A 25,157-nucleotide genomic window follows, 5' to 3' on the forward strand; every position below is an offset into this window, starting at 1 on the left:
CGATGATCACGACCCGAGCGATCCGACCGCTCGACACCACGCTGCTCGACGAGATCGGCATGACCTGGCACACCGACCGCGACGGCAGCCGCTATATCGACGAACAGCTGGTAGAGGTCAGCGAGCAGGAGGCCGAGGCCTACTATGAGGCCGCCAACACCCTGTACGCGATGTTCGTCGAAGCCGCGCAGCGGGTGATCGATGAGCAGCGTTACCTCGAACTCGGCATTCCTTCGAACCTGGTCGGCCTGATCGAGGAAAGCTGGGCGCGCGACGACCTGCATCTGTACGGGCGTTTCGATCTCGCCGGCGGTCTCGACGGCCTGCCGATCAAGCTGATCGAGTTCAATGCCGACACACCGACCAGCCTGTTCGAGACCTCTATCGTGCAATGGGCGCTGCTGAAGGCGAACGGCATGGACGAGACGCGCCAGTTCAACAACCTGCACGAAATGCTGCAGGAGCACTTCCGCCGCCTGGTGACGCTGGATCACCCCCCCGATACGTTTCCCGCGCGATATCGCGGCGAAAAACTGCTGCTGTCGAGTATCGGCGGTCAGGCAGAGGACGAGCGCACGGTGCGTTATCTGCAGCAGGTCGCCCACGAGGCAGGGTTCTACACCGATTTCTGCTACCTGCACGAGGCAGGCTTCAGCGCCGAGGACGGTGTGTTCAATCGCGACGGGCAACTGGCGGACTTCTGGTTCAAGCTGTATCCGTGGGAGGACATCGCCGCCGAGGAACTGGAACTCACCCGCCTGCTGGCGAAGGCCTCGACTCGAGGACGCACGCGGATCCTGAATCCGGCCTACGCACTGTTGTTCCAGAGCAAGGGCATGCTCCCGCTGCTCCACGAGATGTATCCGGAGTCTCCCTACCTGCTGCAGGCCCGATTCGAGCCGCTAGGCGCGGTCGAACAGGTGCGCAAGAAGCTGTTCGGCCGCGAGGGCGCGAACATGTCGATACTGACCGCCGACGGCATCATCGCCTGTGAGTCGCCGGGGCCCTACGCACACCACAAGGACATCTATCAGGCACGCGCGCAGTTCGCACAGGATGCCGCGGGGCACAACTACCAGGCCGGGGTGTTCCACGTGTCCGAGGCGTGCGGCCTCGGCTTTCGTCGCGGCGGTGACATACTCGACGACCTGAGCAAGTTCGTCGGTCACATGATCGTCTGAGCCCGCGATGTCGATGGCGCACCGGCTCAGCAGCGGTAGCGACAGACGTTCATGCTGAGGTAGGTCGCGTAGGCCTCGCCGCTGGCCAGCCAGTGCCCGACCCGATCGGCGACCGCCGCGGCCGGCGTCCCGGACGGCAGCTCGCAGTAGGCGCCATAGCGGTGCCGCGCATCACCGGACGTCTCGGCGAGCACCACCCCGTCATCGACAAACAGCGTACGCGGCGGCAATGAGCCCGGCCGCGCGGCGAATGCCTCGGCGCCGTACTCGGCGATCAGTGCTTCGACTTGGCGATTGAATCCGCGCTGGGTCAGCGGGCGGGTGCGGTAGAAGTCCGCAAGGAGTGGCCCGGCGTGCGCCCGTATCCAGTCGAACGGCGCGGCAACGGCCTCATCCGGCAGTTCGGCGACGACCAGGTCCGGTTCTCGGCCCGATCCCCATTCGAGACGCGCATCGTCGATCAACCGCAGCGGCCGCCACCCGACGGCCCGCCAGTCGGACGCCTCGAGCCGGTCGACCAGTGTTATGAAACCTGCGGCATCCATGATTCACGTCCTGCCGGGACAACGGCATGCAGCCTGTTGGTCCCGCGCAGACGTCGCTTGCGACACACGGCACCACAACCACAGTCTACCGCGCATTCGCGCCGATTGCGTGTTCGAAGTGACCGAGGTCCGAAGCCCGCGGGGCCCGCGCAACGGGTCTTCGACGGCGCATCGGCGACGGCCGGCCCGCGCTGCCCTTACAACTGGACGCGCGCCCCGATCGCCGCTAGTTTGGCACCCGTCTGTCGCATTGTCCCGGGCGGGGTGCGGCGCCCTCATTGCCGGAGAACGGTTTGACGAATCGCAGCATCGTTTTGTTGACGCTGGCCAGTGCGCTGCTCGCCAGTTGCGCCGTGTGGCAACGAAGTGAAATCGACCGTGTGTTCGGCCCCCCGGTGCCACGCGACCAGGCGACCGCGAAGCTCTCCGCCGCGGATCAGCGACGCTGGCGCAACGCAGCGCCGCTGATGGCGAACCGCTGCGTCGTCTGTCATGCCTGTTACGACGCCCCCTGCCAGGTGAACCTCAGCGCGCCGACGGGTGTCGCGCGCGGTGCCAGCAAGGAGATCGTTTACGATGGGGCGCGCCTGCTCGCGACCCAACCCACCCGCCTGCTCGATGATGCACGAACCACCGCCGGATGGCGGGAGAAGGGATTCTTCCCGATCCTCAATGAACGGCGGCCGACAGCGGGCGCCAATCTGCAGGCCGGCGTGATGGCCCGCATGCTGGCACTGAAGCATGCGAATACCCAACGCGACGCCTTGCCAGAACCCGACCTGGATGCAGCCTACCAATGCCCGACGATCGGGGCATTCGATGGTTTTGCCAAGGCATCGCCCGAGCGCGGCATGCCATTCGGCCTGCCGCCGCTACCCGAGGCCGAGTACGACACCCTGATGGATTGGCTGGCCGCTGGTGCCCCGATGGCGCCGCCGGCCGCAACGCCCGCGGAGGTGACACAGCATGTGCGCGACTGGGAGCATTTCCTGAACGGTGACAGCGACAAACAGCAACTTGTCAGCCGCTATCTCTATGAGCACCTGTTTCTCGCCAGCCTGTACTTCGACGAACAGGTCGATCCCGGCGAACGTCCGCGCCACTGGTTCCGCCTCGTCCGCTCCCGAACCCCGCCAGGTGCACGCATCGATCCGGTTGTGACCCTCCGCCCCTACGACGACCCGGGTGTGACGCGGGTCTTCTATCGCCTGCAGCCGGTAACGATGACGACGGTCGCCAAGACGCACATGCCCTATGCGCTGAACGCCGCCAGGATGACGAAGTGGCGCCAGTGGTTCATCGATGCGCCCTACACGCTCGCCCGATTGCCGGCCTATACGCCCGAGGTCGCCGCCAATCCGTTCGTCGCCTTTCAGGCGATCCCGGTCAAGTCGCGCTATCGATTCCTGCTCGACGAGGCGCAGTTCACGATCATGGGCTTCATCAAGGGGCCCGTGTGCCGCGGCCAGGTCGCGCTGAATGTCATCGATGACCGCTTCTGGGTGTTCTTCGTCGACCCGGACAGCCACCTGATCGAAGCCGAGGGGCAATTTCTCGCCAGCGAGACCATGAACCTGCGCCTGCCCGCAGAAGAGGAAAGCAACGCCGCGGGACTGATCAACTGGCTCAAATACGAAGCACTGCAGAAACGCTATCTGCAGTCCAAGGCGCAGTGGTTGGAGGACGAGTTGGACGGTGCGCGCCCGGTCGACACACGACTGGTCTGGGACGGCGATGGCACGAACCCGAATGCGGCGCTCACGATATTCCGTCACTTCGACAGCGCCACGGTGTTGCGCGGCCTGGTCGGCAGCGACCCTGACAGCGCATGGATCATTGGATACACGCTGCTCGAGCGCATCCACTACCTGCTGGTGGCCGGTTTCGATGTCTACGGCAACGTCGGTCACCAGCTCAACACCCGACTGTACATGGACTTTCTGCGCATGGAGGGCGAGGCGAATTTTCTCGGCCTGTTGCCGGAGGCCGTGCGCGTCCGCGAACGCAACCGCTGGTACCGCACGAAGAACAGCGGGGAACGCGACTACATCTTCGGCGAACACTTCAACCCACGGGTGTCCAGTACGATCGACTACCGCAGCGATAATCCGAAACAGGAGTTGTTCGCGCTGCTGCAACGTCGCCTGGCGACCGCACTGGCCGATGATGCACTGATCGCGTCCGATGACCCGCATGCATCTGGACTCGCGGCGCTGGGCGCGGTTCGCGGACTGCCGGCCTCGTTGATGCCCGAGGCCTCACTGCTCGGTATACGAGACGGCAATGACGTGCAGCTGTATTCGCTGCTGGTCAACCGCAGTTACAGCAGCGTATCCCACCTTCTGGCCGAGTCGTATTGGCGTATCCCCGAAGAGGACACGCTCACGGTCGCGCGCGGTGCGGCGCTGGCATATGTCAATGCGGTGTTCCTGGTCGATCGGGACGCAGTGGGCGACTTTGCCAGGGCCGTCGGTGAACTGCGTTCGGTGGACGACTACGCGACGTTGGTGGGCCGCTTCGGCGTGAGCCGCGACCACCCCGCCTTCTGGCAGACCAGCGATGCGATGCATGCCGCGTGGCGCGCTCTCGACCCGGTCGCATCTGCGCTGTTCGACTACAACAGACTGCAACGCCCCTGAGGCTAGCGGGTGCCAGCCCGCAGGTTTGTTGATGCAGACAGGCACGACGCGGTGCAGGCGGCGCGCGCGGTCCGGGCCACCCGGGTCAACTATCGAACGAATTGCCGCTGTCGACGGCCCGGCTATCTACTACGCTGTTAACGAGGTAATCCGCAACCCCACGCAGCATGCAAGATGTTCGTTTTCTTCCGCGGCAGGCATTCGATGTACTGCTCGAGGCACTCAGGCAAGCCGGGTACCGTGTGGTCGGACCGACGGTCGAAAATGGTGCAGTCCAGTACCGCGACCTCGCTGGCGCAGCGCAACTCCCGGCCGGCTGGACCGATGACCAGGCACCCGGTCACTATCGCCTGACGCGTGTCGAATCGGCGCGCTGCTTTGCATGGGCCACCGGTCCGCAGGCGCTGAAACCGTACCTCTTTGGTGCACGCGAGGTGCTCTGGGAAGTATCCCGCGATGCACAGGGAGCGCTGTCATTCGCGGCCCCTCCAGCCGAGCAGCAGCCACTCGCGGTGATCGGTGCGCGCGCCTGCGACATCGCCGCACTGAGCCTCCAGGATCGCCACTTTCTGGAAACCATCCACGACCCCTACTACGCCGCACGGCGGGAAGGCCTGTTCATCGTCGCGGTGCATTGCGCCTATCCCGCCGACACCTGCTTTTGTGCCTCGACCGGCGACGGGCCGCGCGCCGAACGGGGATTCGATCTCGCGCTGAGCGAACTCGACGATGGCTACCTGATCGAAACCGGCAGCGATCGCGGGCAGGCGATAGCCGCCAAGCTGCCGTTGCACGACGCGTCAGCCGACCAGCGGACGCTCGCCGAACACGAGACGGACGAGGCCGCACGCCGCCAGTTCCGCCGGCTGCCGGCCCGCAACCTGCGCGACGGTCTGCTCAAACGTCTCGATCATCCGCGTTGGGACGACGTTGCGGCGCGCTGCCTGGCGTGCGGCAACTGCACCAGCGTCTGCCCGACCTGTTTCTGTCATGCCGAACAGGACGCACCGGTGCTGGACGGCACGTCGAGCCACCACCTGCGCGAGTGGGACTCGTGCTTCAGCCTGGACCACAGCTACCTGCATGGATTCGTCGTGCGGTCGACGACGCAACACCGGTATCGGCAATGGCTGACCCACAAACTGGGTAGCTGGCATGACCAATACGGGCGCAGCGGCTGCGTCGGTTGCGGCCGCTGCATCACCTGGTGCCCGGTCGGTATCGACCTGACGGCGGAGATCGCCGCGATCTGCACGACGCCATCGGGAGACCTCGCGTGAACTGTTATCTTCCTCGTGAGGCCGAAGTGGTGGGGCGTACCGACGAGTCACCAAACACCTTCAGCCTGCAGTTGCGCCTGACCGACGGGCAGCCTTACAGCTCTGCGCCCGGTCAGTTCAACATGCTGTACCTGTATGGCGCCGGCGAGGTGCCGATCTCGATCGTCGGCGACGGCAATGGCGTGTTGACCCACACGATCCGTGCGCTGGGACGCGTCACCAGGGGGTTGCAGCACCTGAGGATCGGCGATCGCATCGGTCTGCGCGGACCCTACGGGCGCGGCTGGCCGATGCGAGAGGCGCAGGGGCGCGATGTGATCGTGGTGACCGGCGGCCTGGGCTGCGCGCCGTCGGTGTCGATCATCCAATACATCCTGGAGCGCCGTACGCAATACGGTCGCCTGAGCATCCTGCAGGGCGTCAAGCACACCGACGATCTGATCTGGCGGGGCCAATACGAGACCTGGTCGCAGCTCCCGAACGTGCGGGTGTTGCTCGCCGCCGACGTCGCCTCACCGGGTTGGAAGGGCCACGTAGGGTTGGTAACCGCCCTGTTCGACCAGGTCAACATCTCCGCCGAAACTTGCGCGATGCTGTGCGGCCCGGAGCCCATGATGCGGGCTGCGGCCAATGGACTGCATGCGCGCGGTGTCGCCGTCGATCACATCCACCTCAGCATGGAACGCAATATGCAGTGCGCTGTCGGCCATTGCGGCCACTGCCAATTCGGTGGCCAGTTCGTCTGCCGCGATGGTCCGGTTTTCGCGTGGCCTGCAGTCCGCGAACTACTCGGCACACGGGGATTCTGAAGATGTCCAAACCGAGCATTGCGGTCCACAAGTTCTCGTCGTGCGACGGCTGCCAGCTGGCGTTCCTGAATGCCGGCGAGGACCTTTTGCGACTCGCCGAACTGGTCGAGATCCGGCACTTCCTGGAGGCCGGCGTGGCCAACGAGTACGCGCAGGTCGATATCGCGTTCGTCGAGGGCAGCATCTCGACGTCCGAGGAGCTCACCCGCATTCAGCGGGTGCGCGCAGCCAGCAGTTATCTGGTGACCCTGGGTGCCTGCGCCACCGCCGGCGGCCTGCAGGCCCTGCGCAATCTCGATCAATCCAACGAGCCGTGGAAGCACGCGGTGTATGCGCAGCCCGCTTATATCCATACGCTCGACCAGGCCGAACCGGTCGGCGCGCACGTCAAGGTGGACCTCGAACTGTGGGGATGTCCGGTGAACGGCGCCCAGGTTCTCGGCGCCGTGCGCCAGCTGCTGTTTGGGATCGCGCCCCTCGAACAACGCGACAAGGTCTGCATGGAGTGCAAACGCCAGCAGACCGTATGCGTGATGGTCACCGAGGGCAGACCGTGCATGGGTCCGGTGACGCGAACCGGCTGTGGCGCATTGTGCCCGCGTTTCGGGCGCGATTGCTATGCCTGTTTCGGGCCCGCCGAGTCGCCCAACACCGAGGCGTTGAGTCGGCGCCTCGAAGGCCTGGGGCTGCCACCGGCGGACATCGCGCGTCGCTTTCTGTTCATCAACAGCCAGGCACCGGCATTCAACACCGCCGGGCTGCGGCACTATCGCCCCGGATTCGCCGATGACTGAACGCAAGGTCTCGATTCACGTCCCCGCCCTGACCCGCGTCGAGGGCGAAGGTTCGCTGCGCCTGCGGATCGAGCAGGGCCGGATCGAGGAGCTGGCGTTGGACATCTTCGAGCCACCGCGTTACTTCGAAAAGTTTCTCGAGGGCCGGCGCCATCACGAGGTGCTCGATATCGTCGCAAGGATCTGCGGGATCTGCCCGATCGCGTACCAGATGAGCGCCGTCCAGGCGCTCGAGGCGGCCTTCGACATCCGGCCGAGCGCCTGGGTGCGTGACATGCGCCGTCTGTTCTACTGCGGTGAATGGCTGCAGAGCCATTCGTTGCACATCCACCTACTGGCGGCACCTGATTTCCTCGGCTACGACAGCGTGGTCGGCATGGCAGGTGATCACGGCGATGTGGTCCGCCGCGGACTGAAGCTGCAGGGACTCGGCAACGACCTGATCCGCCTGCTCGGCGGTCGTTCGGTACACCCGGTAGGCGCCTGTGTCGGCGGCTTCTTCCGCGCGCCTGATCGCGCCGCGGTGGAGGGTCTGCTCGAGCGCCTGCATGCCGCGCGGCCACTGGCAGAGGCGCTGGTGATGTGGGCGGCCGAGTTGCCGGTCCCGGACGACCAACAGGCGTTCGTCAATGTAGCGCTGCGCCATCCCACAGACTACCCACTCACCGAGGGGCGCATCGTCTCCGACCAGGGACTCGACATCGCCGCCGACGAATACGCGCAACACTTCGCCGAGGAACACCGGCCACAGTCGACCGCGCTGTTTTCGCTGCTGCGCGGCGAGGCCTACCTGGTCGGTCCGCTGGCGCGCCTGAACCTCAATCTCGACCGCCTGCCGGACGACAGCCGGCGACTGCTGGGACTCAGCGGCATACAACTGCCGAGTGGCAACATGTTTCACAGCCTTTTCGCGCGCGCACTGGAGATCCACATCGCGCTCGGCGAAGCGACCCGCCTGCTGGAGCAGTATCGTGCCCCGGAATCGCCCCACCTGGATGTCGAACCGCGCGCGGGCGACGGATACGGCGCCACAGAGGCGCCGCGTGGCCTGCTGTGGCATCACTATTCACTCGACGAGCACGGCGTCGTTCGCAGCGCGCGCATCGTGCCACCGACCAGTCAGAATCAAGCACGCATTGAGGCCGACCTGCACCGCAGCCTACAGCATTTCGGCCTCGATCAGCCGAGCGACGCCTTGCGCCTGCGCGCCGAGACGGTGATCCGCAACTACGATCCCTGCATCTCCTGCGCCACTCACTTCCTGCGTCTCGATCTGCACCGCGCATGATCCGCGTGATCGGGATCGGCTCGCCGTTCGGTGACGATCGGGTCGGGTGGCAGGTCGTGGATGGGCTCGCCGGTCGGGTGCCCGCGACCGTCGACCTGGTGACCCTGGATCGCCCCGGCGCCGCACTGATCAACTGGATGGAACATGTCGACCATCTGCTGCTGATCGATGCAATCGTCTCGGAGGCCGTTCCGCCGGGACGGATCGTCCGCATCGACCGGTTCGACACCCTCTCACCCCCACCCGGCTTCACCAGTCACGTACTGGACCTCGCGCAGACGATCGAGCTGGCCGATGCACTCGGTGTCCGGCCGCGCAACGTCGAACTTTATGGCATCTCGATCGCGCAGCTGGGCACGACGCTCCCAATGCCCGATGCAGTCGACAAGGTAGCGCGGCAGCTGACCGAAGCACTTGCGGAACGACTGACGCGACAGAACCAGGCGGCCGCACCAGACTGAGCACCGAACTTGCCGTAGATTATGATTCTGCGCCGCGGCGCGAAGTAATATTGGCGCCGCGACGACCCGCGTTCGCACTCCCGGCGTAGTGTGGGAGTTTCGAAAAATAATGATGAGGAACCAGGATGCTTAAGAAAACCATGTTCGCCGCCACCCTGATGGCGGCGACCGCTCAGCCGTGGGCGGCCGATTTGGCCAATGGCCAGGAGATCAACAAGAGTTGTGCGCTGTGCCACGGTGCACACGGCCAGGGGGCCTCCGGCAAGCTCTCGCCGCGCATCGCCGGATTGCCGCGCGACTACATCATCAAGGCGATGAAAGACTATGTTGCCGGGAACCGCGTCTACCCGCTGATGGTGCGCACCGCACAGCTGGACAAGTTCACCGAACGCGATTTCGAAGACGTCGCGGCCTATCTGGCGTCTCTCGATCTCAGCTCCGATGCGACGTTCAACATCCGTTCAATGGTGGGTGACGCGGACGCCGGCGAAGAGATCTACAGCAGTGACTGCAAAAACTGCCACAACCGGGACGGCTACGGCAAACCGAGCAAGGAGGCGCCGCCACTCGCCGGGCAACATCCGGAGTACCTCTATACGTCGATGCGTGGCTTCAAGGAACGCCACCGCATTCACGCCAACGACAAGGAAGACGATACGTTCGAAGACTACGCCGACAACGACTTCATCAATCTGGCCGCCTACCTGTCGACCCTTGATGACACCAAGATCCTCGAAGGTTACACCTTCAACGCACCACAGTACCGCACCCGCCTGGCACGAACGCCGAGCGACCTGAGCGACAGCATCCAGATCACCGAGATTGCACAGACCGTGGTACGCATGGCACTCGATGACGGCGTCACCGTCGAGCAGGCAGAAGCGGCCATGCTCGCCAAGGCGGAAGAGATCGAACTGAAGAAGGTCGCCCAGCAGAAGGTTTCGCAATTCCTCGCCAAGCAGGACGTGCAGATGCCGCACCTGTCGATCTACCAGTTCTGCAACCCGCTGGATGCGCGATTGATGGTGATCGCCGACCCGGTGTTCTCCAGCTACATGCCGTGCCGCATCTCGATGGTCGAAGACGCCAACGGCAAGCTATGGCTGATGATGCTGAACCTCGACATGCTCATCAACAGCAGGCTGCTGCCACAGGAAGTCGTCGAGACCGCAATCAAGGTGAACCAGCAGATGCTGGACGTGATGACGGCCGGGGCTTCCGGAAAATCTTGATGACTGCGGGCTGCGCCGCCACGCGTTAAACAACCGGGACCCGCCGCTGCGGGTCCTCGGTTGCGGTGGTCAGCGCTCCAGTTCGCGCCCGTTCACCAGCCCCATCAGACGCTGAAATGCGCTGAGCTGGGGCCTTTTCGGCGGTTCGACCGGTGGTTCCGGCTCCGGGATTTCGGCCGCCATGCGTGCCAGTTCGGCCTCGCGCAGCCGTGCCTGTTCGAGTTCCTCGACGGTGTGCGCGATCTCGTCGCGCAGCGCCAGCGTGGCGCGGTCGTCGGCATCGACCCGCAAAGCACGTTCCACGTACAGATTCGCCTTGTCGAAATCCTGCTCGGCGAGTGCATCGCGGGCCAGGTTGCCATAGCGATCCACGATACGCTCCACCCCTTTGCGTGCCGCCGCATTGTCCGCATCGATATCCAACACCCGCTGGAAATAGGCGTGGGCACTGTGCTCGGGGGGCAACAAAAGCCGATTCTGCGCCAGCGCCCTTTTTCCGAGCGCGAGATAGCGATCGACCTCTTCAGTGGGGGACGGCAGCACCGGCTGCGCACCCGGTACCGGCGGACCTGCGACCTGCGAACCCCGGGGCGAAGCGTCAAGCATCGCGACCGGTAAACTCGCAACCTGCATGTCGTTCACTGCGTCGACCTCCACGTCGGCACCGTCGGCCGGCTGCTGTTCCGCAACCGACGCCTGTCCGTCAGACTCCACCACCCGCGCGGCCGCAACGTCCGGATTCGCAGATGACCGCTCGTCGCTCGGCGCCGGCATCGTCCTCACATAGCCCGCGAACGGTGGTCGCTGCTCGAACACCATCGCGATACGCGAAAACGCGTCGTCTTCAGCCGAAGCCGCGTCCGCGCGGGAGATGTCGCCCGGACCCGTGTCGGACGAGCGCGCAGCATCCGCCGTTCCAGCGCCACCGGTCATACCAGCCCCCTCCGGCCTGTCCGGCTGCAAGGTCTGGCCATCGGCAGCGATCGTTGCAGTGTGCCGCGCAAGTGTCCATAACGCGAGTGTCGTCCTGCTCTGTGAGACGCCACTGATGAGATCGTTGGCGACTGCAGGTGCCAGGCGATTCAACAGCGTATCGGTGACATGCCGATCGACTCCCACCGCCGCTGCATGTTCACCGGCGCCCACTGCATCGTCCGCGCGCAGATCACCATCCATTGCCTGCAGAAAACCCGTCGCCTCGCCGAGCACCAATCGACCGTCGGGCAACTCCCCCGCGTCGGAGAACACCGGTTCGGGTGGCGGGCTCTGAACCACGATCGGCTCACTCGGCGTGGCAACCGACGCATCGTCACCGAACCAGAGATACGCGGAAAACGCTGCGATAGCCAACGCCGCTAGTCCACCCAGCTGCGCGCGATGCATGCCGATCTGTGCCGCGGCCTTGTGCCAGGACGACCGCTCTTGTCCTTCATCCGCAAGCCACGAGCGCCCATCGGCGACCCAGGCACGCGAACCTCGCAACAGCCTGTGGTAAAGATGTCGGGCGGCGCGCATCGAATGCATGGCACCGGCGGCCACACCCCTCACCGCCTGTCGCACCGGGCCGCTCACACTGCGCAACAAGCGGCGCACCCGGCGCCAGGGCCGCCGACTCTGCCGGCCGCTGCGGAGGTAGAAGTAGTCACCGCCGCCGAACGCCGAGGTGCGGCGCACCATCTGTACCGAGGACGACGGTGGCACGCCCTGCCGGTGCGCAGACTCCGCTTGCATGCCCGGCTCTTCGAGGCTCAGTTCCTCGAATCCGCGCGGCTGCCCGCCGAATTCCGTACCCTCGGAATCCGCAGGTGGGACCAGCGCCAGTTCGTACACCGAATCGAAGGCACCGCTCGAACCGCTGCGCTCCATCGTCGCCGGCGACTCGTGCGGCGCCAGGGATTCCTCGCGCAGATCGCGCACCACCGCACGTACATCGCGATCGCTGAGCGCGTGCTTTTCCTCGCTGCTACCGTGCAGCAGCAATCGGCTGCAGATCTTGTTCACGTGCCGCGGCAGCCCTCTGCTCTCTTCGAAGATCGCCTTGACCGCCGGACCGTTGATCGACGGATCCCCACGCCAACGCGCGAGCGCCAGACGGTATTCCATATAGGCCTTGGTCTCTTCGAGATCCATCGGCGATAGCTGACACCTGGCAATCACCCGGTGCTGGAACTGTTCCATCCCGGGGGCGCTGAGCACGCCCTCGAGTTCGTCCTGGCCAAGCACCACCAGTTGCATCACCGCCCTCGAACGCGACTGCAGGTCGGTCAGCAGGCGCACGGCTTCCAGCGACTGGTGCGACAGCGTTTGTGCCTCGTCGATCACGACCAGCGCGCGGCGACTCGAATGCTCGAGTTCGATCAGGTAGCGCTCGATGCGAAACGCCAGCATCGCGCGATCCAGCCCTTCGGCGGCCAGGCCGAGCGAATAGGCGAGCTTGCGGAGCAGGTCGGTCGCGTTCAGATCGTTCGCGACCAGATGGGCGCTGACCGTCTTGGCAGGATTGATCTCGTTCAGCAGGCGCTCTGCCAAGGTGGTCTTGCCCGATCCCGGCGGACCCGTCACGACCACGATGCCCTCGCCGCGCTTGAGCGCGTAGCGCAGATAGGCCCAGGCCTTGGCGCAGCTGCGGTGGGGATAACAGACACTTGGATCAGGCAGCAATCGAAAAGGATCGCTGCTCAGCTTGTAATACGCCTCGTACATCGCTCCCCCGGCCACGCTACCCTGCGCTTCGCGGTATCGCCGGGAACTTACTTCGCAGAATGCAAAACACCCGGCTAATACCTGTTTGCTAATGAATTCTAGTCGAATTCATTCTCCCAAACCCGAGTGGAATCCCGCGTCTCTCCGCGGTCAATAGCGGATCGGCGAAGCGCGAACTGGTTCACGTTTCCCGGGGATGGGAAGGTGTCTTGTGATCAGCGGATTGGGGTGAAAGCGTGCGCGACGGAAGGCAGATTGCACCGGCGTGACGTTATTCCGACGCCACCTCGGCGACGAATCGGGCGGCCTCCTCCCGGGTGTAAAAGATGCCGTCACGCATGAAACCGGCGATGACACTCGTGGAGATACGGCACACGCACCCATCGGCACCGCGCTGCGTCACCCACTGCTCCGGCAGCCCTTCAAGCACGTGGACCGGGGCCGGTATACCGTTTGCGAACCTCGAGATGACCGTCTCACCCGTGGCTTCGTTTCGATAGGCGGGGGCAAAACCGGCTGCGCGGTTGTTCGCGCTGACCCCACCGGTCCCCTGATAGAGCGCGTTCTGGAGCTGCAGATCGCAGTCGCACAGCCCTCGCGCCGTACGCAGCGCGCGTGCGTCTTCCGAGATCCCGTGTGCCATCGCGCGGCCCGCTGACCAACCCTTCATGACAACCTCCCAAACACCTGCAAACCGGCGGTCGTTGCCTCTGCCCAACAGCAAAGCATTTCACATGCCAGCTTTGACCGTCGGGCTCGGCGGTAGTTGCGGGCGACCTGGAAAACCTTTCTTTGTCCAATGGCTTGGGGCACAGTCTTCGACCCGACTCGGTGTTCGCTTCCCATGCGACCCGGGTTGGATTACCGTGGCAGCGTAAAGTTTTCATGACAGCCGCCTGGGCAAATGACCCGCCCGTGGCGACATCCGGCCACATTGCCCGGCAAGGTGACACCTGTTGAAACCGCCTTCCCAACGCGGACGCGGGGCCGCCGACAACCCACGCAACCGCTACTTCGTGCAGTATTTGGCACCGTTCGACGATGGCTGGGCGCAGGAAGAGGCCGTGCCGCTGCGCACCGACGTCGCGATCGACAGGCCCCGCCGTGCGATCAGCTACAACGCCTCGCCGGACATTCCGTTCGACCGGTCCATCAATCCCTACCGGGGCTGCGAACATGGCTGCGTGTACTGCTACGCACGGCCGACCCACGCCTATCTGGACCTGTCGCCGGGGCTCGATTTCGAATCGCGCCTGTTCGCCCGGCCAGACATCGTCGCACTGCTGCGCGAAGAGCTGGCCGCCCCCGGGTACCGGCCCGCGCCGCTCGCGCTCGGCGCGGTGACCGACGCCTATCAACCGATCGAGCGCGCCCACCGGCTCACGCGCACGATTCTCGAGACCCTGCTCGAGACCCGTCATCCGGTCATCCTGGTGACCAAGTCGGCGATGATCGAACGCGACATCGATCTGCTGGTCGAACTCGCGGCCCGGCAACTGGTCGAGGTGGCCGTCTCACTTACCACGCTCGATCGATCTCTGGCGCGCATCCTCGAACCGCGTGCGGCCGCCCCGCAACGCCGCCTGCAGGTCGTCGAGACACTGAGCGCCGCGGGCATTCCGGTGCGTGCGATGCTCGCGCCCCTGATCCCCGTCCTCAACGAACCCGAGATCGAGGCGATACTGCGCGCGGCCCGGGAGGCCGGAGCGAACGCAGCCGACTACGTTCTGCTGCGTCTGCCGCGTGAGGTGGCCCCGCTGTTCCGCGACTGGCTGCACCGCCATCGACCGCAGGCCGCCGAGCGCGTGATGCGCCACGTGCAGGAAACCCGTGGCGGACGTGACAACGACGCCCGATTCGGTGACCGGATGCGAGGCCGCGGCGTGTACGCCGACCTGATCGCCCAACGCTTTCGCGTGGCCTCACGCCGACTCGATTTCGGTGCCGGTGCATCGCTGCGCTGCGACCTGTTTCGCGCACCGGCGAAAGACGGCCAGTTGGCGTTGTTCTGACGCGTCGCGCAGGCCGATTCATGCACCTGTCCGGGCTCCGTCCATGAGAGACCTGCTGGTCGCGCACCGCGGCGAACCGCTGCACTGGCCCGAGAACTCCCTGGAGGGTTACCGTGCCGTGCTGGGCGCCGGCGCGCTTTTCCTGGAGACCGACGTGCAGATCAGCGGCGATGGGATTCCGCTGCTCAGCCACGATGCCTCGGTGTTTGCCGCGACCGGCCGCGACCTGGTGGTCACCGAGACCCCGGCGGCCCGATTGCTCGAACTGCCCGCAGGCTACGCGGACCGTTTTGGACAACGCTTCAACGATCAGCGGATCACCCGACTCGCGGCGCTGGTCGAACTGCTCGCCGCGTGGCCCGCTGCACACGCCTTTGTCGAGATCAAACGAGACAGCGTGCTGGCATTCGGCATCGAGCGCGTCGCACGCATCGTGGTCGACGAGCTCGCGCCGATCAGCGGCCGCTGCACGGTGATTTCGTTCGACTACCCGCTGTTGGAGCACATCCAGGCCGTACACCGACTGTCGGTGGGATGGGTGTTGTCGGCATGGCACGCGACTGAACGCGGACAGGCCGAGGCGCTGGCACCGGGGTTCCTGTTCGTCGATCGCAGGCGCCTGCCGTCACCGCCCGAGTCCCTTTGGCCAGGCCCCTGGCGATGGGTGGCCTACACCGCGAATACCCACACCGAGATCGGTCGCCTGCGCGCACGCGGTTTTGACCTGATAGAGACCGATGACATCCGCGAGCTGCTGCGTTAGGCGGCCGTGCCCGCCATGGCGTCTTCACGACGGATCGATCCTGCCACTGACTTTGGGCGCCATGCATCCCCTGACCTTCATCGCGGGAGCTAGAAAACGCCGACCGAGACCCGCAGAGGGCCCCGAACTGCCGCAAAAAAGGCATGGTTTTCCTTTTATGAACAGTGTGTTGCAGCCGTGTGCGCTTTACCCTCGGTGGACTTGTCTGTTATGTTCAATCGCCTGTTTAGGCATTCACTCCGGCCGGCCGACGCCGGAATGGGGATCGGCGCCGCGAGCGCGTCGCCTCTGACTCGAATAAGAATTCTGGCTGCAGCCGTCCGGCTGCACCCGACCGACCCAGGAGGTTCGCGTGAACCCGACATCAGCATTGTGGCAAGCCGATATCGCCGTTGGCGAAGCGCCTGACGACGCCCGCCCTTTCAAGGTATACACCCAGCGCGACCTCGACAGGATCGCGCCGCTGGGCGCGCTGCCCGACCAGGTTCGCTTCGAGATGCGGGTGGTTTCCTCCGTGCTGCCGTTCAGGGTCAACAGCTATGTCATCGACGAACTCATCGACTGGTCGAACGTGCCGGATGACCCGATCTTCCAGCTGACCTTCCCGCAGCGCGGCATGCTCAAGCCCGAGGCGTTCGACCGCATGGCCACGGCACTGCGGGACGGCGTGCCGCGCGACCGCCAGCAGGCCCTGGCCCAGGAGCTGCGCGCAGAGCTCAATCCGCATCCGGCAGGCCAGCTGCAACTCAACGTGCCGCACGACGGTGCAGGCCAACGCATCGAGGGCCTGCAACACAAGTACCGACAGACGGTGCTGTTCTTCCCCAGCCAGGGACAGACCTGCCACAGCTACTGCACCTTCTGCTTCCGCTGGGCGCAGTTCATCGGTGACAAGGCCCTGCGCATGGCCACGACCGAGGCGACGCGCCTGCACAACTACCTGGAGACCCACCCCGAGGTCACCGATCTACTGATCACCGGCGGCGACCCGATGGTCATGAAGACCAAGCACCTGGCGGCCTATCTGGAGCCGCTGCTCGAGCCACGGTTCGAGCACGTGCAGACGGTCCGAATCGGGACCAAGGCGCTGACCTTCTGGCCACACCGCTTCGTCAGCGACAACGACGCCGACGACCTCGTAAGGATGCTCGGGCGCCTGGTCGACGCCGGGAAGCACGTCGCAATCATGGCGCACTACAACCATGCGCACGAGATGGATACCGCGATCGCCCGGGAGGCGATCCGTCGCCTGCGCGACACCGGTGCCGAGATTCGCAGCCAGGGGCCGTTGCTCGCGCACATCAACGACAGCGCGACCGACTGGGCAGCGACCTGGAACACCCAGGTGCGCCTCGGCATAGTGCCCTATTACATGTTCGTCGAGCGCGACACCGGCGCGCGCCACTATTTCGAGGTACCGCTGGCGAAGGCCTGGCGGATCTACCGCGACGCGTTGCAGCACGTCTCCGGACTCGGCCGTACCGCGCGGGGCCCCAGCATGAGTGCCGGCCCCGGCAAGGTCGAGATCCAGGGCATCACCGAAATCCACGGTGAAAAGGTGTTCGTGCTGCGCTTCCTGCAGGGTCGCAACCCCGACTGGGTACAGCGCCCGTTCTTCGCCCACTACGACGAACAGGCGACCTGGCTGGACCAGCTGCGGCCGGCGTTCGGCGAGCGCGAGTTCTTCTTCGAGGCGGAATACCGGGCGATGCAACAGACGGCGTCGAACTGACCGGCACAGGGTACGGCCGCGCGGAGTACCCGACAGCACCGCGTGGGATACTGAAAACGCCACCCGAGTCGTGGCGGGTGCCACCTCGCAACGCAGGTACGGTGCCCGACCCGCGACCGGTCCCGATGCCATTCAGTCGCAATCGCTGTCGGCATACTCCTCGCCATCTTCGGCGGTATGCCGGACACCGACAAACATCATGCTTTGGATGCGCCCGTATTGCTCGTCGAGCGCGCGATCCACTGCAGTCTCGTGCACCCCGTCGTAGATGTACACGCGGCCCCGCCGCTCCTGTTGCTGTTGCGCCTTCGACGGCTCGAACAGGAGCCTTTCCTGCCAATCCCTTGCCGCAGCCGGCTGGCCACTCAACGCGTTCACAGACAACATGGTCAGGCAGATCACATGATGGGTTGTCGATCGAATGTTCATGGGCGTTCTCCTCAATGACGTCCGGGACCCGTTGCCCGGCGCGGCCGCCGCGAGTGGCTGCAGTGAGTTTTCTAGCTACGCTGATAGAGAAAGTCCGGACCGAAGTGCGACCGGAAAACGAACAAAAGGCGACGAAGTTTTAATCTTTACAAACAAAGACTTATAAAATTTCGACGGACCTGCACCGGAGGTTTTGCAGGCCCCGAGGGACATTCGGAGCCGTACCCGATGACGATCCAAGACCCCACCCAGCTCCAGGTCGGCGACTGGCAGATCTCACCCGACGAGGGCGCGATCAGCCGCGGCACCGACCGTCGCCACCTGGAACCCCTGGCGATGCAGGTGCTGGTCTATCTCGCCTCAAAGCCCGGGCAGGTCGTATCGCGCGCGGAGCTCGAGGAGCAGGTCTGGCATGGCACCCTGGTCGGCTATGACGCGGTGACCAGTACCGTCATCAAGCTACGCAAGGCGCTCGACGACGATGCACGCGCTCCGGCCTACATCGCCACGGTACCGAAACGGGGCTACCAGCTGATCGCGCGGGTAGCACGCGTCGAACCGGACCAGCGAGTGGAAGCAACCCCTTCCCCGGCCTCGAAGCCGGTGCGTGACCGCGCCGACCGCACGAAGGTCGCATTGCTGGTCGCCGTGCTCGCGGCCGTGGCACTGCTCGTCTGGCTGATCCTCGCGCGGCTGGTGCCACCATCGGAGCACGCCGCGACCGCACCGGTCGTTTCGGACCCACCGTCGATCGTCGTGCTGCCATTCGAAAACCTCAGTGATGACCCCGCCCAGGAGCGTTTTGCCGACGGCATGACCGAAGACCTGATCACCGATCTTTCCGGCATTGCCGGTGTCAGGGTCATCGCAAGCAACACCTCGTTCTCCTACAAGGGTCAACGGGTCGCCCCTCAACAGGTCCGCGCGGATCTTCGAGTGGACTACATCCTCGACGGCAGCGTGCGACGGCGCGGCGACGAACTCCGCGTCAATGCCCACCTGGTCGACGCCGCGACGGCCTTCCAGGTCTGGGCGCGCCGCTACGATCGGCCGACCCAGGAGACCTTTCACGTCCAGGACGAACTCACCCGACATATCGTCGAGACCCTCGCGGTGCAGATCAGTCCACAGGAACAACAGCGGCTGGCCCGTCAGCCGACCAGCAACCTCGCCGCCTACGACCATTTCCAGGAGGGCCAGCGCCTGTCCAAGATCAACACGCCGGAAACAAATCTGGAGGCGTAGGCGGCCTACCGACGCGCGATCGAGACCGACCCGAGCTACGGGCGTGCCTACGGTGCCCTGGCCTACACGATGGCGTACAACTATCGGCGTGGGTGGAGCGACGCACCCGTACAGACGATCGACCGCGCGCTGGAACTGGCGCGCAAAGGGGTGCAGCTCGACAGTTCGATCCCGCAGACGTTCTGGTCGCTGAGCTATGTCCACCTGATGCGCAAGTCGTTCGAACAAGCCGAAAAGACCGTACAGAAGGCGCTCGAGATCGCGCCCAACTACGCCGACGGCTACGGTCTGCTCGCGCTGATCAAGAACGGCCTGGGTGACGCACCCGCGGCAATCGCCAACATTCGCAAGGGCATGCAGCTGAACCCTTACTACACCTGGGACTACCCGTATAACCTGGGTCGCGCCTATTACATCCTTGGCGACTATCCGAAGGCGATCGAATATCTCGAGGCGGCCAAGGCACGCAACCCCAACGTGATGCCTATCCGCCTGACCCTGGCAGCCGCGTATGTCGGCGCCGACCGCCTGGGCGACGCGGAATGGGAGGTCGAGGAGATGCAGTCGATCAGTCCCGGGGAAACGCTGTCGCAGATCGCGAAGACGCATCCGGCGAGCGATCAACACCAGCTACGGCGTCTGCTCGATGATCTGCGCGCGGCCGGACTGCCGGAATGACCGGAACCGATGCCGCGAAGCCGGCTGCCAGTGGACCTCAGGCAAGCGGCCGCTGCGCGACAAACTGGGCACGGTTGCGGAAGCCGCGGTGCGCATCGCCGAGTACGCCTTCATCGCGGTAGAACCGCACGATCAGACCGCGGAACAACGCCAGCAGCTCGTTCGTCGCGAGCCGGAAGCCCGGCGTACCGGGTCCGCTGTCGTCGACCCGTTCCAGCGACCAGGTCTGATAGAAAAGTACACCGCCGGGCTTGAGCGCGGCGGCGATCGAGGGACACAGGGCGCGCTCGAGAAAACTGCCGACGCAGATCACATCGAAACTTGCGGGCTCGGGCGGCCTCGCCATCACGTCGCGGACCTCGGCACGCAGCGGCAGCGCGCCGGCACGATCCCGTAGCCGCTCGATCGCGACCGGCGAGAGATCCCAGGCGTGCGTGCGCAGTCCCCGGCCGGCGAGCAGCAGCGCGTTCGCACCGAGGCCACAGGCCAGATCGAGCGCGTCGCCGCACGTCGGCAACAGATGCAGATTGTCGGCCAGCACCTCGCTGGCCTGGATATCACCGGTCAACGCCGCGGCGTAACGCCCGTCCCATTTGGCACGCAGCTCTTCGATCTCGCTCATGCCGCATAGCATAACCCGATGCACACCGGTCAGGCCGGCGACAAACTGGTGCGCGACGGACTTCAGCCGGCCAGGGCCCGGCGCTGCTCGTGCGTCGCGCCATCGTGCGCGAGGATCTCGTACACCTCGCGTAGCGCATCGTCATCGCCGACATTGCCGGGAAAGATCACCACCGGCAGGTCCGCAAACCGCGGATGTTCATGCGGACACATCACCACCGAACAACCGGCGCGTATCTGTCCGACCACGCGCGCGGTGCGCAACGCCAGGCCGCTGCTCAGGGTGTCGTTCGATGTAATCCCGCCCTTGCTGATCAGGAATCCGATCTCGCGCGGCAGATTGCGTACCAGGCGCATCAGGAAGCGCGAAACCACTTCCCCGAAGGCCAGGCGCTCGGCGACCGTGGCAAAGCGGCGCTCGCCGCGACTGGTGTACAACACGATTCCCTGTCCACCCTGATGCGCCTCGAACATCTGCTGGACCAGCTCGGCGAACAGGCCCTCTTCGTCGCGCACCAGCCAGTCGAGATCGACGTGCAACGCCGCGATCGTCGGGTCGTCGAGCAGGCGTTGCAGCTGCCGCGAGGACTTGTCGACATGCGAACCCACCAGGACCGCACCGGCCCGGCCGTTGCGCACCAGTCGGGCCATGTCGGTGGCCGCCACCGGCTGCGGTGGCAGGGCCGCCAACGCCGTCAACAGGCTCGCGGCACTGCGAAACAGAAAGCGTTTGCCATCCGCGGCCGCGTCCAGCACCTGGCGCGCAAAATGGTCGAGGTCGGTCTGCCGCTCGCCATCCACGACGCAGCAGGTATTGCCCGTGAGCGCACGCAGACGTCCGGCAATGTCGCCACGCACGTCATCCAGGCTGAAACGCTGCACCTTGTCGGCCGGGATTCGTCCGCCTGTCTTCTCGGCGACATAATCCGGCAGAAAGGCGGTGCTGAAACCAAACACCGAATCGCGTGCGAACTCTGTCTCATGCACCGGCACCGGTTCACCATCGACGACCAGGTAGTGCGTACCGTCGCGCGTGATCCGCCCCCCCTCGAAAAAAGCGGGGACCAGAAAGTGCGCGTCAAAAGGCCCCAGTTCCTCGGCGATCACATCGGTCTCGACCGGGTAGTGCCCACGCAGCGTCGAATCGGACCGGCTGACGATCACCGGCTGGATCCGGATGCCGTGGCGCGCCTGGTCGTCGAGCGCGACCCGCAGGTTGACGCAGATCTCGCGCGTGACCTTAGCGGCCTGGTCCGCCTGCATACCGCGGGTGTTGCTGAGTACGAAGAACAGCGGTGCCTCGTCGCGCAGTGCCTCGCCGAGCGTTTCGGGGTCCCACCGGGTGAGCAGCAGGCAACTGTGTACCGTCTGCGACCCGGTGGGGTCATCGTCGATCACGACGATCTTCGTCACCTGTTGCTTGGCCATCGTCGCCTCCTCAGCCGCTCGACGCATCGGTGCCGGCCAGTCGTTCGACACGCGCGGTGAGCCGCTCTGCGGTAATGCCGTTGTACGCCATGATCTCGGCCGGGCTCGCGGTGGTCTCACCACGTTGCCAACCGAGCAGATCGCGCGCAGATGCCCTGCTGCGCAGCATGACGGGCTCGAGGGAGATCGTGCCGCCACCGCTGACACCGATCAACACATCGGCGCCGAACAAGGCGTCGAATTCCGCATCACCCATGAACCGGTCATCGGCCTGAGCCGCGTGCTGCCAGGCAACGTCACCCGACCGGAACAGGCGACGTGGGTTCACGACACTGACGATGCGAACACGGTAACCCTCGGATTCGAGCCGATCCTTGGCCTCGAAGACCGGCAGCAGGATCATGTCGCCGGTCACCGCGAACACCACGCTGCCACGCTCTCCGCCCTGCGACTCATAGATCGAGACGGCCCCCCGCTCGATCGCCTGCTCGGCCTGCTGCGTGGTCGTGTACACCGGCAGCGCCGATTTCGATGCGACGATACTGATGGACTTGTTGAATTGCGCGTTCGCCCATGCATACGCCGCCTGGATCATGTTCGCATCTGCCGGATACAGCAGATACACGTTGCCGTTGCGCATCTGACCGCCGATGTAGTTTTCGATCTCGGGACGCTGGTGAGTCCAGCCGTTGCGCCCCTGTTCCAGGGCACCGGCGGTGAACATCGACACCACGGCCGGCGTCTTGCGGCGCAGTTCGGCCATCGCCTGGCCGACGGTCTGGACGATCGGCCAACCGTTGATCGCGAAGCTCTCGTAGGACAACCACAGCGAACGACCGCCGAACAGCGCCAGGCCGGCCGCAAAACCGGCACAGGCATCCTCGTTGAGCGGTTCGTAGACCTGTCCGCCGGGCGTCTGGTTGTACTGGGGATCGGACGTCGGATGCCTGATCTGCAGGGCCTCGTTGATCGGCTTCATGTTCGAAGCCTCGTTGCCGTCCGCATTGGTTACGACAAACATCGGGTCGCGCCGACCCAACGCCGCGACCATATGCGCCATCGCGGTCGCCGGCACCGCTTTCTCGCCGGGTTGGAACGCCTGGGTCGGCAGTTCACCGATGTCCGAAGGCGCACGTTCGAACTCGGTGACGACCGTGTGCCCGGCCGGCCCACCGCCGGCGCGCTGCATGTTCGCACGCACCAATGCCCAGGCCTCGGGGGCCAATGCGCCGCGACGCAGCGCGGCGGCAATGGGACCCTTCTCCGCGTGGTCGCCCGGGTACAGGTTGTGCGACTTGGCGCCGTGGGCATGCACACCGGCCCCTTTGAGCTGTTTGACTATCAGCACGCTCAAGGTGCCGTTCATCGCCGCATCGGCGGCCCGCTTGGCGCCCTCGAGCAGCGCACGGGTAAATGCGGCGCGTGCACCGCTGCTGAACAGCGTGCTGTCGACGTAGGCCCCTTCCTGCCCCGCGTCGTCGAAGTCCTTGGCATCCACCAGCACGACGTTTTCGAAGTCGTGCGCCTGCCAGTAGGCGATCATCTGCGCGTTGCTCATCAGCGAGACCATCGAGTGATGTTCCTGGCTGAAGCCGTTCCAGACCAGCACCGGCAGGAAGTTGGTGACCTGCGGGTAACTGGTGTGGAAGTGTTTCATCGCCGACAGGATGTAGGGCTCGCCGAGTCCACCGTCACCGATGGTGCACGGGAACAGCTTGTCGCGATGCAGATAGGCACCGGCCATCGCGAAGTGCTGACCCTGGCCCAGGGGCCCCGCCGGTGCGAGCAGGCCCGGGATGGCGCCCGACAGGTGGCCGAGCAGCCCGTCGCGCTCTCGGAAGCGCTGCTGCAGGTCGTTCATCGAGTGGATACCCATCGCCTCGAGCGATCCGTCGAGGAACATCGCGCTGTAGAAACCGGGCGCATGGTGACCGACCTCGGTCACGATGTTGGTATGGCCGAGCATCACCAGTGCCGCGTAGGCATCTGCACTGCTTGCGAAGCCCCCCGGGTGTCCGGATTCCTTGGAAGCGCACAGCTGCAGGGTTGCGTAACGCAACGCATCGGCGACCAGTTGCGTCTGGAACACCGCATCGGCGTCGACGGCGGTGATCGAAGACTGGCCTTCAGCGACTGCCGGCTGTTGACCGAGCCGCTCGAAATCCTTCGGCAGGTCATTGAAGTGCAGTATCCCGTCGCAGAATGCGGGGGTGGTTTCGAACATCTCGTGTGCCGCTGTGCTCATGGGTCGGGCTCCTGTTGCGTTTGATTCGGGCCGCAAGGCCCTGTGCCGTGGACACTAGTTCCGCCGTCAGTTTTTCACAATGATGTTGTGTTGCCGTATTGTGGAATTTTGTCCCTGAGACCGTCACCAATTCCGCAAATACTTGAGATTTATGGGAATATCGGGTAGATATAAAACAGAAAAAGATTTTCGCATTGTGAAAACACGTGCTAGAGTCACCCTAGACCCTGGTGTTGCCCGGGCAACACCGTATTGGGGCAACAATAGATTTCACGATTCGGGAACGTCGCTCATGAATAGAGCCAAAGAAGGACATTCGGCAATACAGGTGATCGATCGCGCGGCGACCCTGCTCGATGCCATCGCGCGTTACAGCGAACCGGTGAGTCTCAAGGTGCTCGGTGCCGAGACCGGACTGCATGCCTCGACTGCACACCGCATCCTGAGTTCGTTGATCGACAACCGGTTCGTCGAACGCGATGCGGCCGGCCGCTATCGGCTCGGCATGCGGCTGCTTCAGCTCGGCGTCCGCCTGCACAGCAACATCGATCTGCGCGCGGTCGCACTACCGGTCATGGAGGCACTGCGGGACAAGCTCGGCGAATCCGTCAACCTCACGCTGCGCGAGGGCGACACCGTCGTGTACATCGAGAAGGCCACGCCGAACCGGATGATGCATGTACAGCAGCTGGTCGGCAGCCGCGCGCCGCTGCACGTCACAGCCGTCGGCAAGCTGATGCTCGGCGCGGCGGGCGACGAGGCGATCCGTGGATATGCGCAGCGGACCAATCTGCCCGCCTACACCCGCAACACCATCACCACACTGCCGCGACTTGCCGAGGAGTGCCACGAGGCGGTCCGCCGCGGCTTCGCGCTGGACAACGAGGAAGCTGAGATAGATGTGGGGTGCATCGGCGTTCTGCTGTACGACAGCACCGGCAATGTCGCTGCCGGATTGTCGGTGTCGGCGCCGATCGAGCGCCGTCGCATGTCTTGGGTCGATGACGTCAGTGCGGCAGGCAAAGCGATCTCGGCGAAGCTCGGTTACCATGACTGAAGGGAGGCCGACGAC

At 64.8% G+C, this 25,157-nt stretch carries 21 protein-coding genes; 14 read left to right on the forward strand and 7 right to left on the reverse strand.

Annotation, left to right across the window (positions count from 1 at the left end; all coding sequences use genetic code 11):
* Positions 1-2: 2 nt before the first annotated feature.
* Positions 3-1,181, forward strand: a complete 1,179-nt coding sequence (locus tag H6955_02880; protein ID MCP5312472.1) for a glutathionylspermidine synthase family protein — start codon at positions 3-5, stop codon at positions 1,179-1,181.
* Positions 1,182-1,207: 26 nt separating this feature from the next.
* On the opposite strand, the gene H6955_02885 is transcribed toward H6955_02880, so the two are convergent.
* A complete protein-coding gene (locus tag H6955_02885) occupies positions 1,208-1,726 on the reverse strand; it encodes a hypothetical protein (GenBank protein MCP5312473.1) in 519 nt (172 codons plus the stop codon).
* A 293-nt stretch (positions 1,727-2,019) separates the two neighbouring features.
* Between H6955_02885 and H6955_02890 the strand changes: the two genes are divergently transcribed.
* From H6955_02890 to H6955_02920, 7 genes are all read left to right on the forward strand, one after another.
* Positions 2,020-4,365: a fatty acid cis/trans isomerase gene (locus tag H6955_02890; protein ID MCP5312474.1), complete on the forward strand. Its 2,346-nt coding sequence runs from the start codon at positions 2,020-2,022 to the stop codon at positions 4,363-4,365.
* A gap of 167 nt (positions 4,366-4,532) precedes the next feature.
* Positions 4,533-5,645, forward strand: coding sequence for a 4Fe-4S dicluster domain-containing protein (locus tag H6955_02895; protein ID MCP5312475.1), 1,113 nt, complete (start codon positions 4,533-4,535; stop codon positions 5,643-5,645).
* Positions 5,642-6,454 carry an FAD/NAD(P)-binding protein gene (locus tag H6955_02900; GenBank protein ID MCP5312476.1) on the forward strand — a complete coding sequence of 271 codons (813 nt, stop codon included), beginning with the start codon at positions 5,642-5,644 and terminating at the stop codon, positions 6,452-6,454. The genes H6955_02895 and H6955_02900 overlap by 4 nt, the downstream gene beginning before the upstream one ends.
* A 2-nt stretch (positions 6,455-6,456) precedes the next feature.
* Positions 6,457-7,248, forward strand: coding sequence for a sulfhydrogenase subunit delta (locus H6955_02905; GenBank protein MCP5312477.1), 792 nt, complete (start codon positions 6,457-6,459; stop codon positions 7,246-7,248).
* Positions 7,241-8,536, forward strand: a complete 1,296-nt coding sequence (locus H6955_02910) for a Ni/Fe hydrogenase subunit alpha (GenBank protein MCP5312478.1) — start codon at positions 7,241-7,243, stop codon at positions 8,534-8,536. The genes H6955_02905 and H6955_02910 overlap by 8 nt, the downstream gene beginning before the upstream one ends.
* Positions 8,533-8,997, forward strand: coding sequence for a hydrogenase maturation protease (locus tag H6955_02915; GenBank protein ID MCP5312479.1), 465 nt, complete (start codon positions 8,533-8,535; stop codon positions 8,995-8,997). Before H6955_02910 ends, H6955_02915 begins: the two co-directional genes overlap by 4 nt.
* Positions 8,998-9,122: 125 nt before the next feature.
* Positions 9,123-10,229 carry a c-type cytochrome gene (locus H6955_02920; GenBank protein MCP5312480.1) on the forward strand — a complete coding sequence of 369 codons (1,107 nt, stop codon included), beginning with the start codon at positions 9,123-9,125 and terminating at the stop codon, positions 10,227-10,229.
* 69 nt (positions 10,230-10,298) lie between these two features.
* Here H6955_02920 and H6955_02925 read toward each other — a convergent pair whose 3' ends face one another.
* Both H6955_02925 and H6955_02930 read right to left on the reverse strand, forming a co-directional pair.
* Positions 10,299-12,947, reverse strand: a complete 2,649-nt coding sequence (locus H6955_02925; GenBank protein MCP5312481.1) for an AAA family ATPase — start codon at positions 12,945-12,947, stop codon at positions 10,299-10,301.
* A 256-nt stretch (positions 12,948-13,203) separates the two neighbouring features.
* The gene (locus tag H6955_02930; GenBank protein ID MCP5312482.1) at positions 13,204-13,524 is read right to left on the reverse strand and encodes a hypothetical protein; all 321 of its coding nucleotides are present in this window, start codon (positions 13,522-13,524) and stop codon (positions 13,204-13,206) included.
* Between the two features lie 361 nt (positions 13,525-13,885).
* Between H6955_02930 and H6955_02935 the strand changes: the two genes are divergently transcribed.
* From H6955_02935 to H6955_02945, 3 genes are all read left to right on the forward strand, one after another.
* Positions 13,886-14,944: a PA0069 family radical SAM protein gene (locus H6955_02935; protein ID MCP5312483.1), complete on the forward strand. Its 1,059-nt coding sequence runs from the start codon at positions 13,886-13,888 to the stop codon at positions 14,942-14,944.
* Between the two features lie 43 nt (positions 14,945-14,987).
* Positions 14,988-15,707: a hypothetical protein gene (locus H6955_02940; protein MCP5312484.1), complete on the forward strand. Its 720-nt coding sequence runs from the start codon at positions 14,988-14,990 to the stop codon at positions 15,705-15,707.
* Positions 15,708-16,077: 370 nt separating this feature from the next.
* Positions 16,078-17,439, forward strand: a complete 1,362-nt coding sequence (locus H6955_02945; GenBank protein MCP5312485.1) for a lysine 2,3-aminomutase — start codon at positions 16,078-16,080, stop codon at positions 17,437-17,439.
* 132 nt (positions 17,440-17,571) lie between these two features.
* On the opposite strand, the gene H6955_02950 is transcribed toward H6955_02945, so the two are convergent.
* Positions 17,572-17,868: a hypothetical protein gene (locus H6955_02950; GenBank protein MCP5312486.1), complete on the reverse strand. Its 297-nt coding sequence runs from the start codon at positions 17,866-17,868 to the stop codon at positions 17,572-17,574.
* A 228-nt stretch (positions 17,869-18,096) separates the two neighbouring features.
* On the opposite strand from H6955_02950, the gene H6955_02955 reads away from it, so the two are divergent.
* Both H6955_02955 and H6955_02960 read left to right on the forward strand, forming a co-directional pair.
* Positions 18,097-19,113 (forward strand): winged helix-turn-helix domain-containing protein, encoded by a 1,017-nt coding sequence (locus H6955_02955; protein MCP5312487.1) that lies wholly within the window; start codon positions 18,097-18,099, stop codon positions 19,111-19,113.
* A 69-nt stretch (positions 19,114-19,182) separates the two neighbouring features.
* Positions 19,183-19,791 (forward strand): tetratricopeptide repeat protein, encoded by a 609-nt coding sequence (locus tag H6955_02960; protein ID MCP5312488.1) that lies wholly within the window; start codon positions 19,183-19,185, stop codon positions 19,789-19,791.
* A gap of 37 nt (positions 19,792-19,828) precedes the next feature.
* On the opposite strand, the gene H6955_02965 is transcribed toward H6955_02960, so the two are convergent.
* The 3 genes from H6955_02965 to H6955_02975 all read right to left on the reverse strand — a co-directional run bounded on the left by H6955_02965 (position 19,829) and on the right by H6955_02975 (position 24,085).
* Entirely contained in the window at positions 19,829-20,413 is a 585-nt protein-coding gene (locus tag H6955_02965; GenBank protein ID MCP5312489.1) for a methyltransferase domain-containing protein, read from the reverse strand.
* 62 nt (positions 20,414-20,475) lie between these two features.
* The gene (locus tag H6955_02970) at positions 20,476-21,840 is read right to left on the reverse strand and encodes a four-carbon acid sugar kinase family protein (protein MCP5312490.1); all 1,365 of its coding nucleotides are present in this window, start codon (positions 21,838-21,840) and stop codon (positions 20,476-20,478) included.
* Positions 21,841-21,850: 10 nt separating this feature from the next.
* Positions 21,851-24,085 (reverse strand): phosphoketolase, encoded by a 2,235-nt coding sequence (locus H6955_02975; protein ID MCP5312491.1) that lies wholly within the window; start codon positions 24,083-24,085, stop codon positions 21,851-21,853.
* A gap of 292 nt (positions 24,086-24,377) precedes the next feature.
* Between H6955_02975 and H6955_02980 the strand changes: the two genes are divergently transcribed.
* A complete protein-coding gene (locus tag H6955_02980; GenBank protein MCP5312492.1) occupies positions 24,378-25,142 on the forward strand; it encodes an IclR family transcriptional regulator in 765 nt (254 codons plus the stop codon).
* Positions 25,143-25,157 lie beyond the last annotated feature (15 nt).

Source organism: Chromatiaceae bacterium (genome assembly GCA_024235395.1).
Lineage (GTDB): Bacteria > Pseudomonadota > Gammaproteobacteria > Chromatiales > Chromatiaceae > Thiosocius.

Excerpts from the sequence above, each read along its gene's own strand:
- H6955_02915 (MCP5312479.1), top strand. The coding sequence starts at position 8,533 with ATGATCCGCGTGATCGGGATCGGCTCGCCGTTCGGTGACGATCGGGTC.
- H6955_02895 (MCP5312475.1), top strand. The coding sequence starts at position 4,533 with ATGCAAGATGTTCGTTTTCTTCCGCGGCAGGCATTCGATGTACTGCTC.
- H6955_02885 (MCP5312473.1), bottom strand. The coding sequence starts at position 1,726 with ATGGATGCCGCAGGTTTCATAACACTGGTCGACCGGCTCGAGGCGTCC.
- H6955_02975 (MCP5312491.1), bottom strand. The coding sequence starts at position 24,085 with ATGAGCACAGCGGCACACGAGATGTTCGAAACCACCCCCGCATTCTGC.
- H6955_02880 (MCP5312472.1), top strand. The coding sequence starts at position 3 with ATGATCACGACCCGAGCGATCCGACCGCTCGACACCACGCTGCTCGAC.
- H6955_02920 (MCP5312480.1), top strand. The coding sequence starts at position 9,123 with ATGCTTAAGAAAACCATGTTCGCCGCCACCCTGATGGCGGCGACCGCT.
- H6955_02965 (MCP5312489.1), bottom strand. The coding sequence starts at position 20,413 with ATGAGCGAGATCGAAGAGCTGCGTGCCAAATGGGACGGGCGTTACGCC.
- H6955_02980 (MCP5312492.1), top strand. The coding sequence starts at position 24,378 with ATGAATAGAGCCAAAGAAGGACATTCGGCAATACAGGTGATCGATCGC.
- H6955_02940 (MCP5312484.1), top strand. The coding sequence starts at position 14,988 with ATGAGAGACCTGCTGGTCGCGCACCGCGGCGAACCGCTGCACTGGCCC.
- H6955_02950 (MCP5312486.1), bottom strand. The coding sequence starts at position 17,868 with ATGAACATTCGATCGACAACCCATCATGTGATCTGCCTGACCATGTTG.
- H6955_02955 (MCP5312487.1), top strand. The coding sequence starts at position 18,097 with ATGACGATCCAAGACCCCACCCAGCTCCAGGTCGGCGACTGGCAGATC.
- H6955_02910 (MCP5312478.1), top strand. The coding sequence starts at position 7,241 with ATGACTGAACGCAAGGTCTCGATTCACGTCCCCGCCCTGACCCGCGTC.
- H6955_02905 (MCP5312477.1), top strand. The coding sequence starts at position 6,457 with ATGTCCAAACCGAGCATTGCGGTCCACAAGTTCTCGTCGTGCGACGGC.
- H6955_02970 (MCP5312490.1), bottom strand. The coding sequence starts at position 21,840 with ATGGCCAAGCAACAGGTGACGAAGATCGTCGTGATCGACGATGACCCC.
- H6955_02960 (MCP5312488.1), top strand. The coding sequence starts at position 19,183 with ATGGCGTACAACTATCGGCGTGGGTGGAGCGACGCACCCGTACAGACG.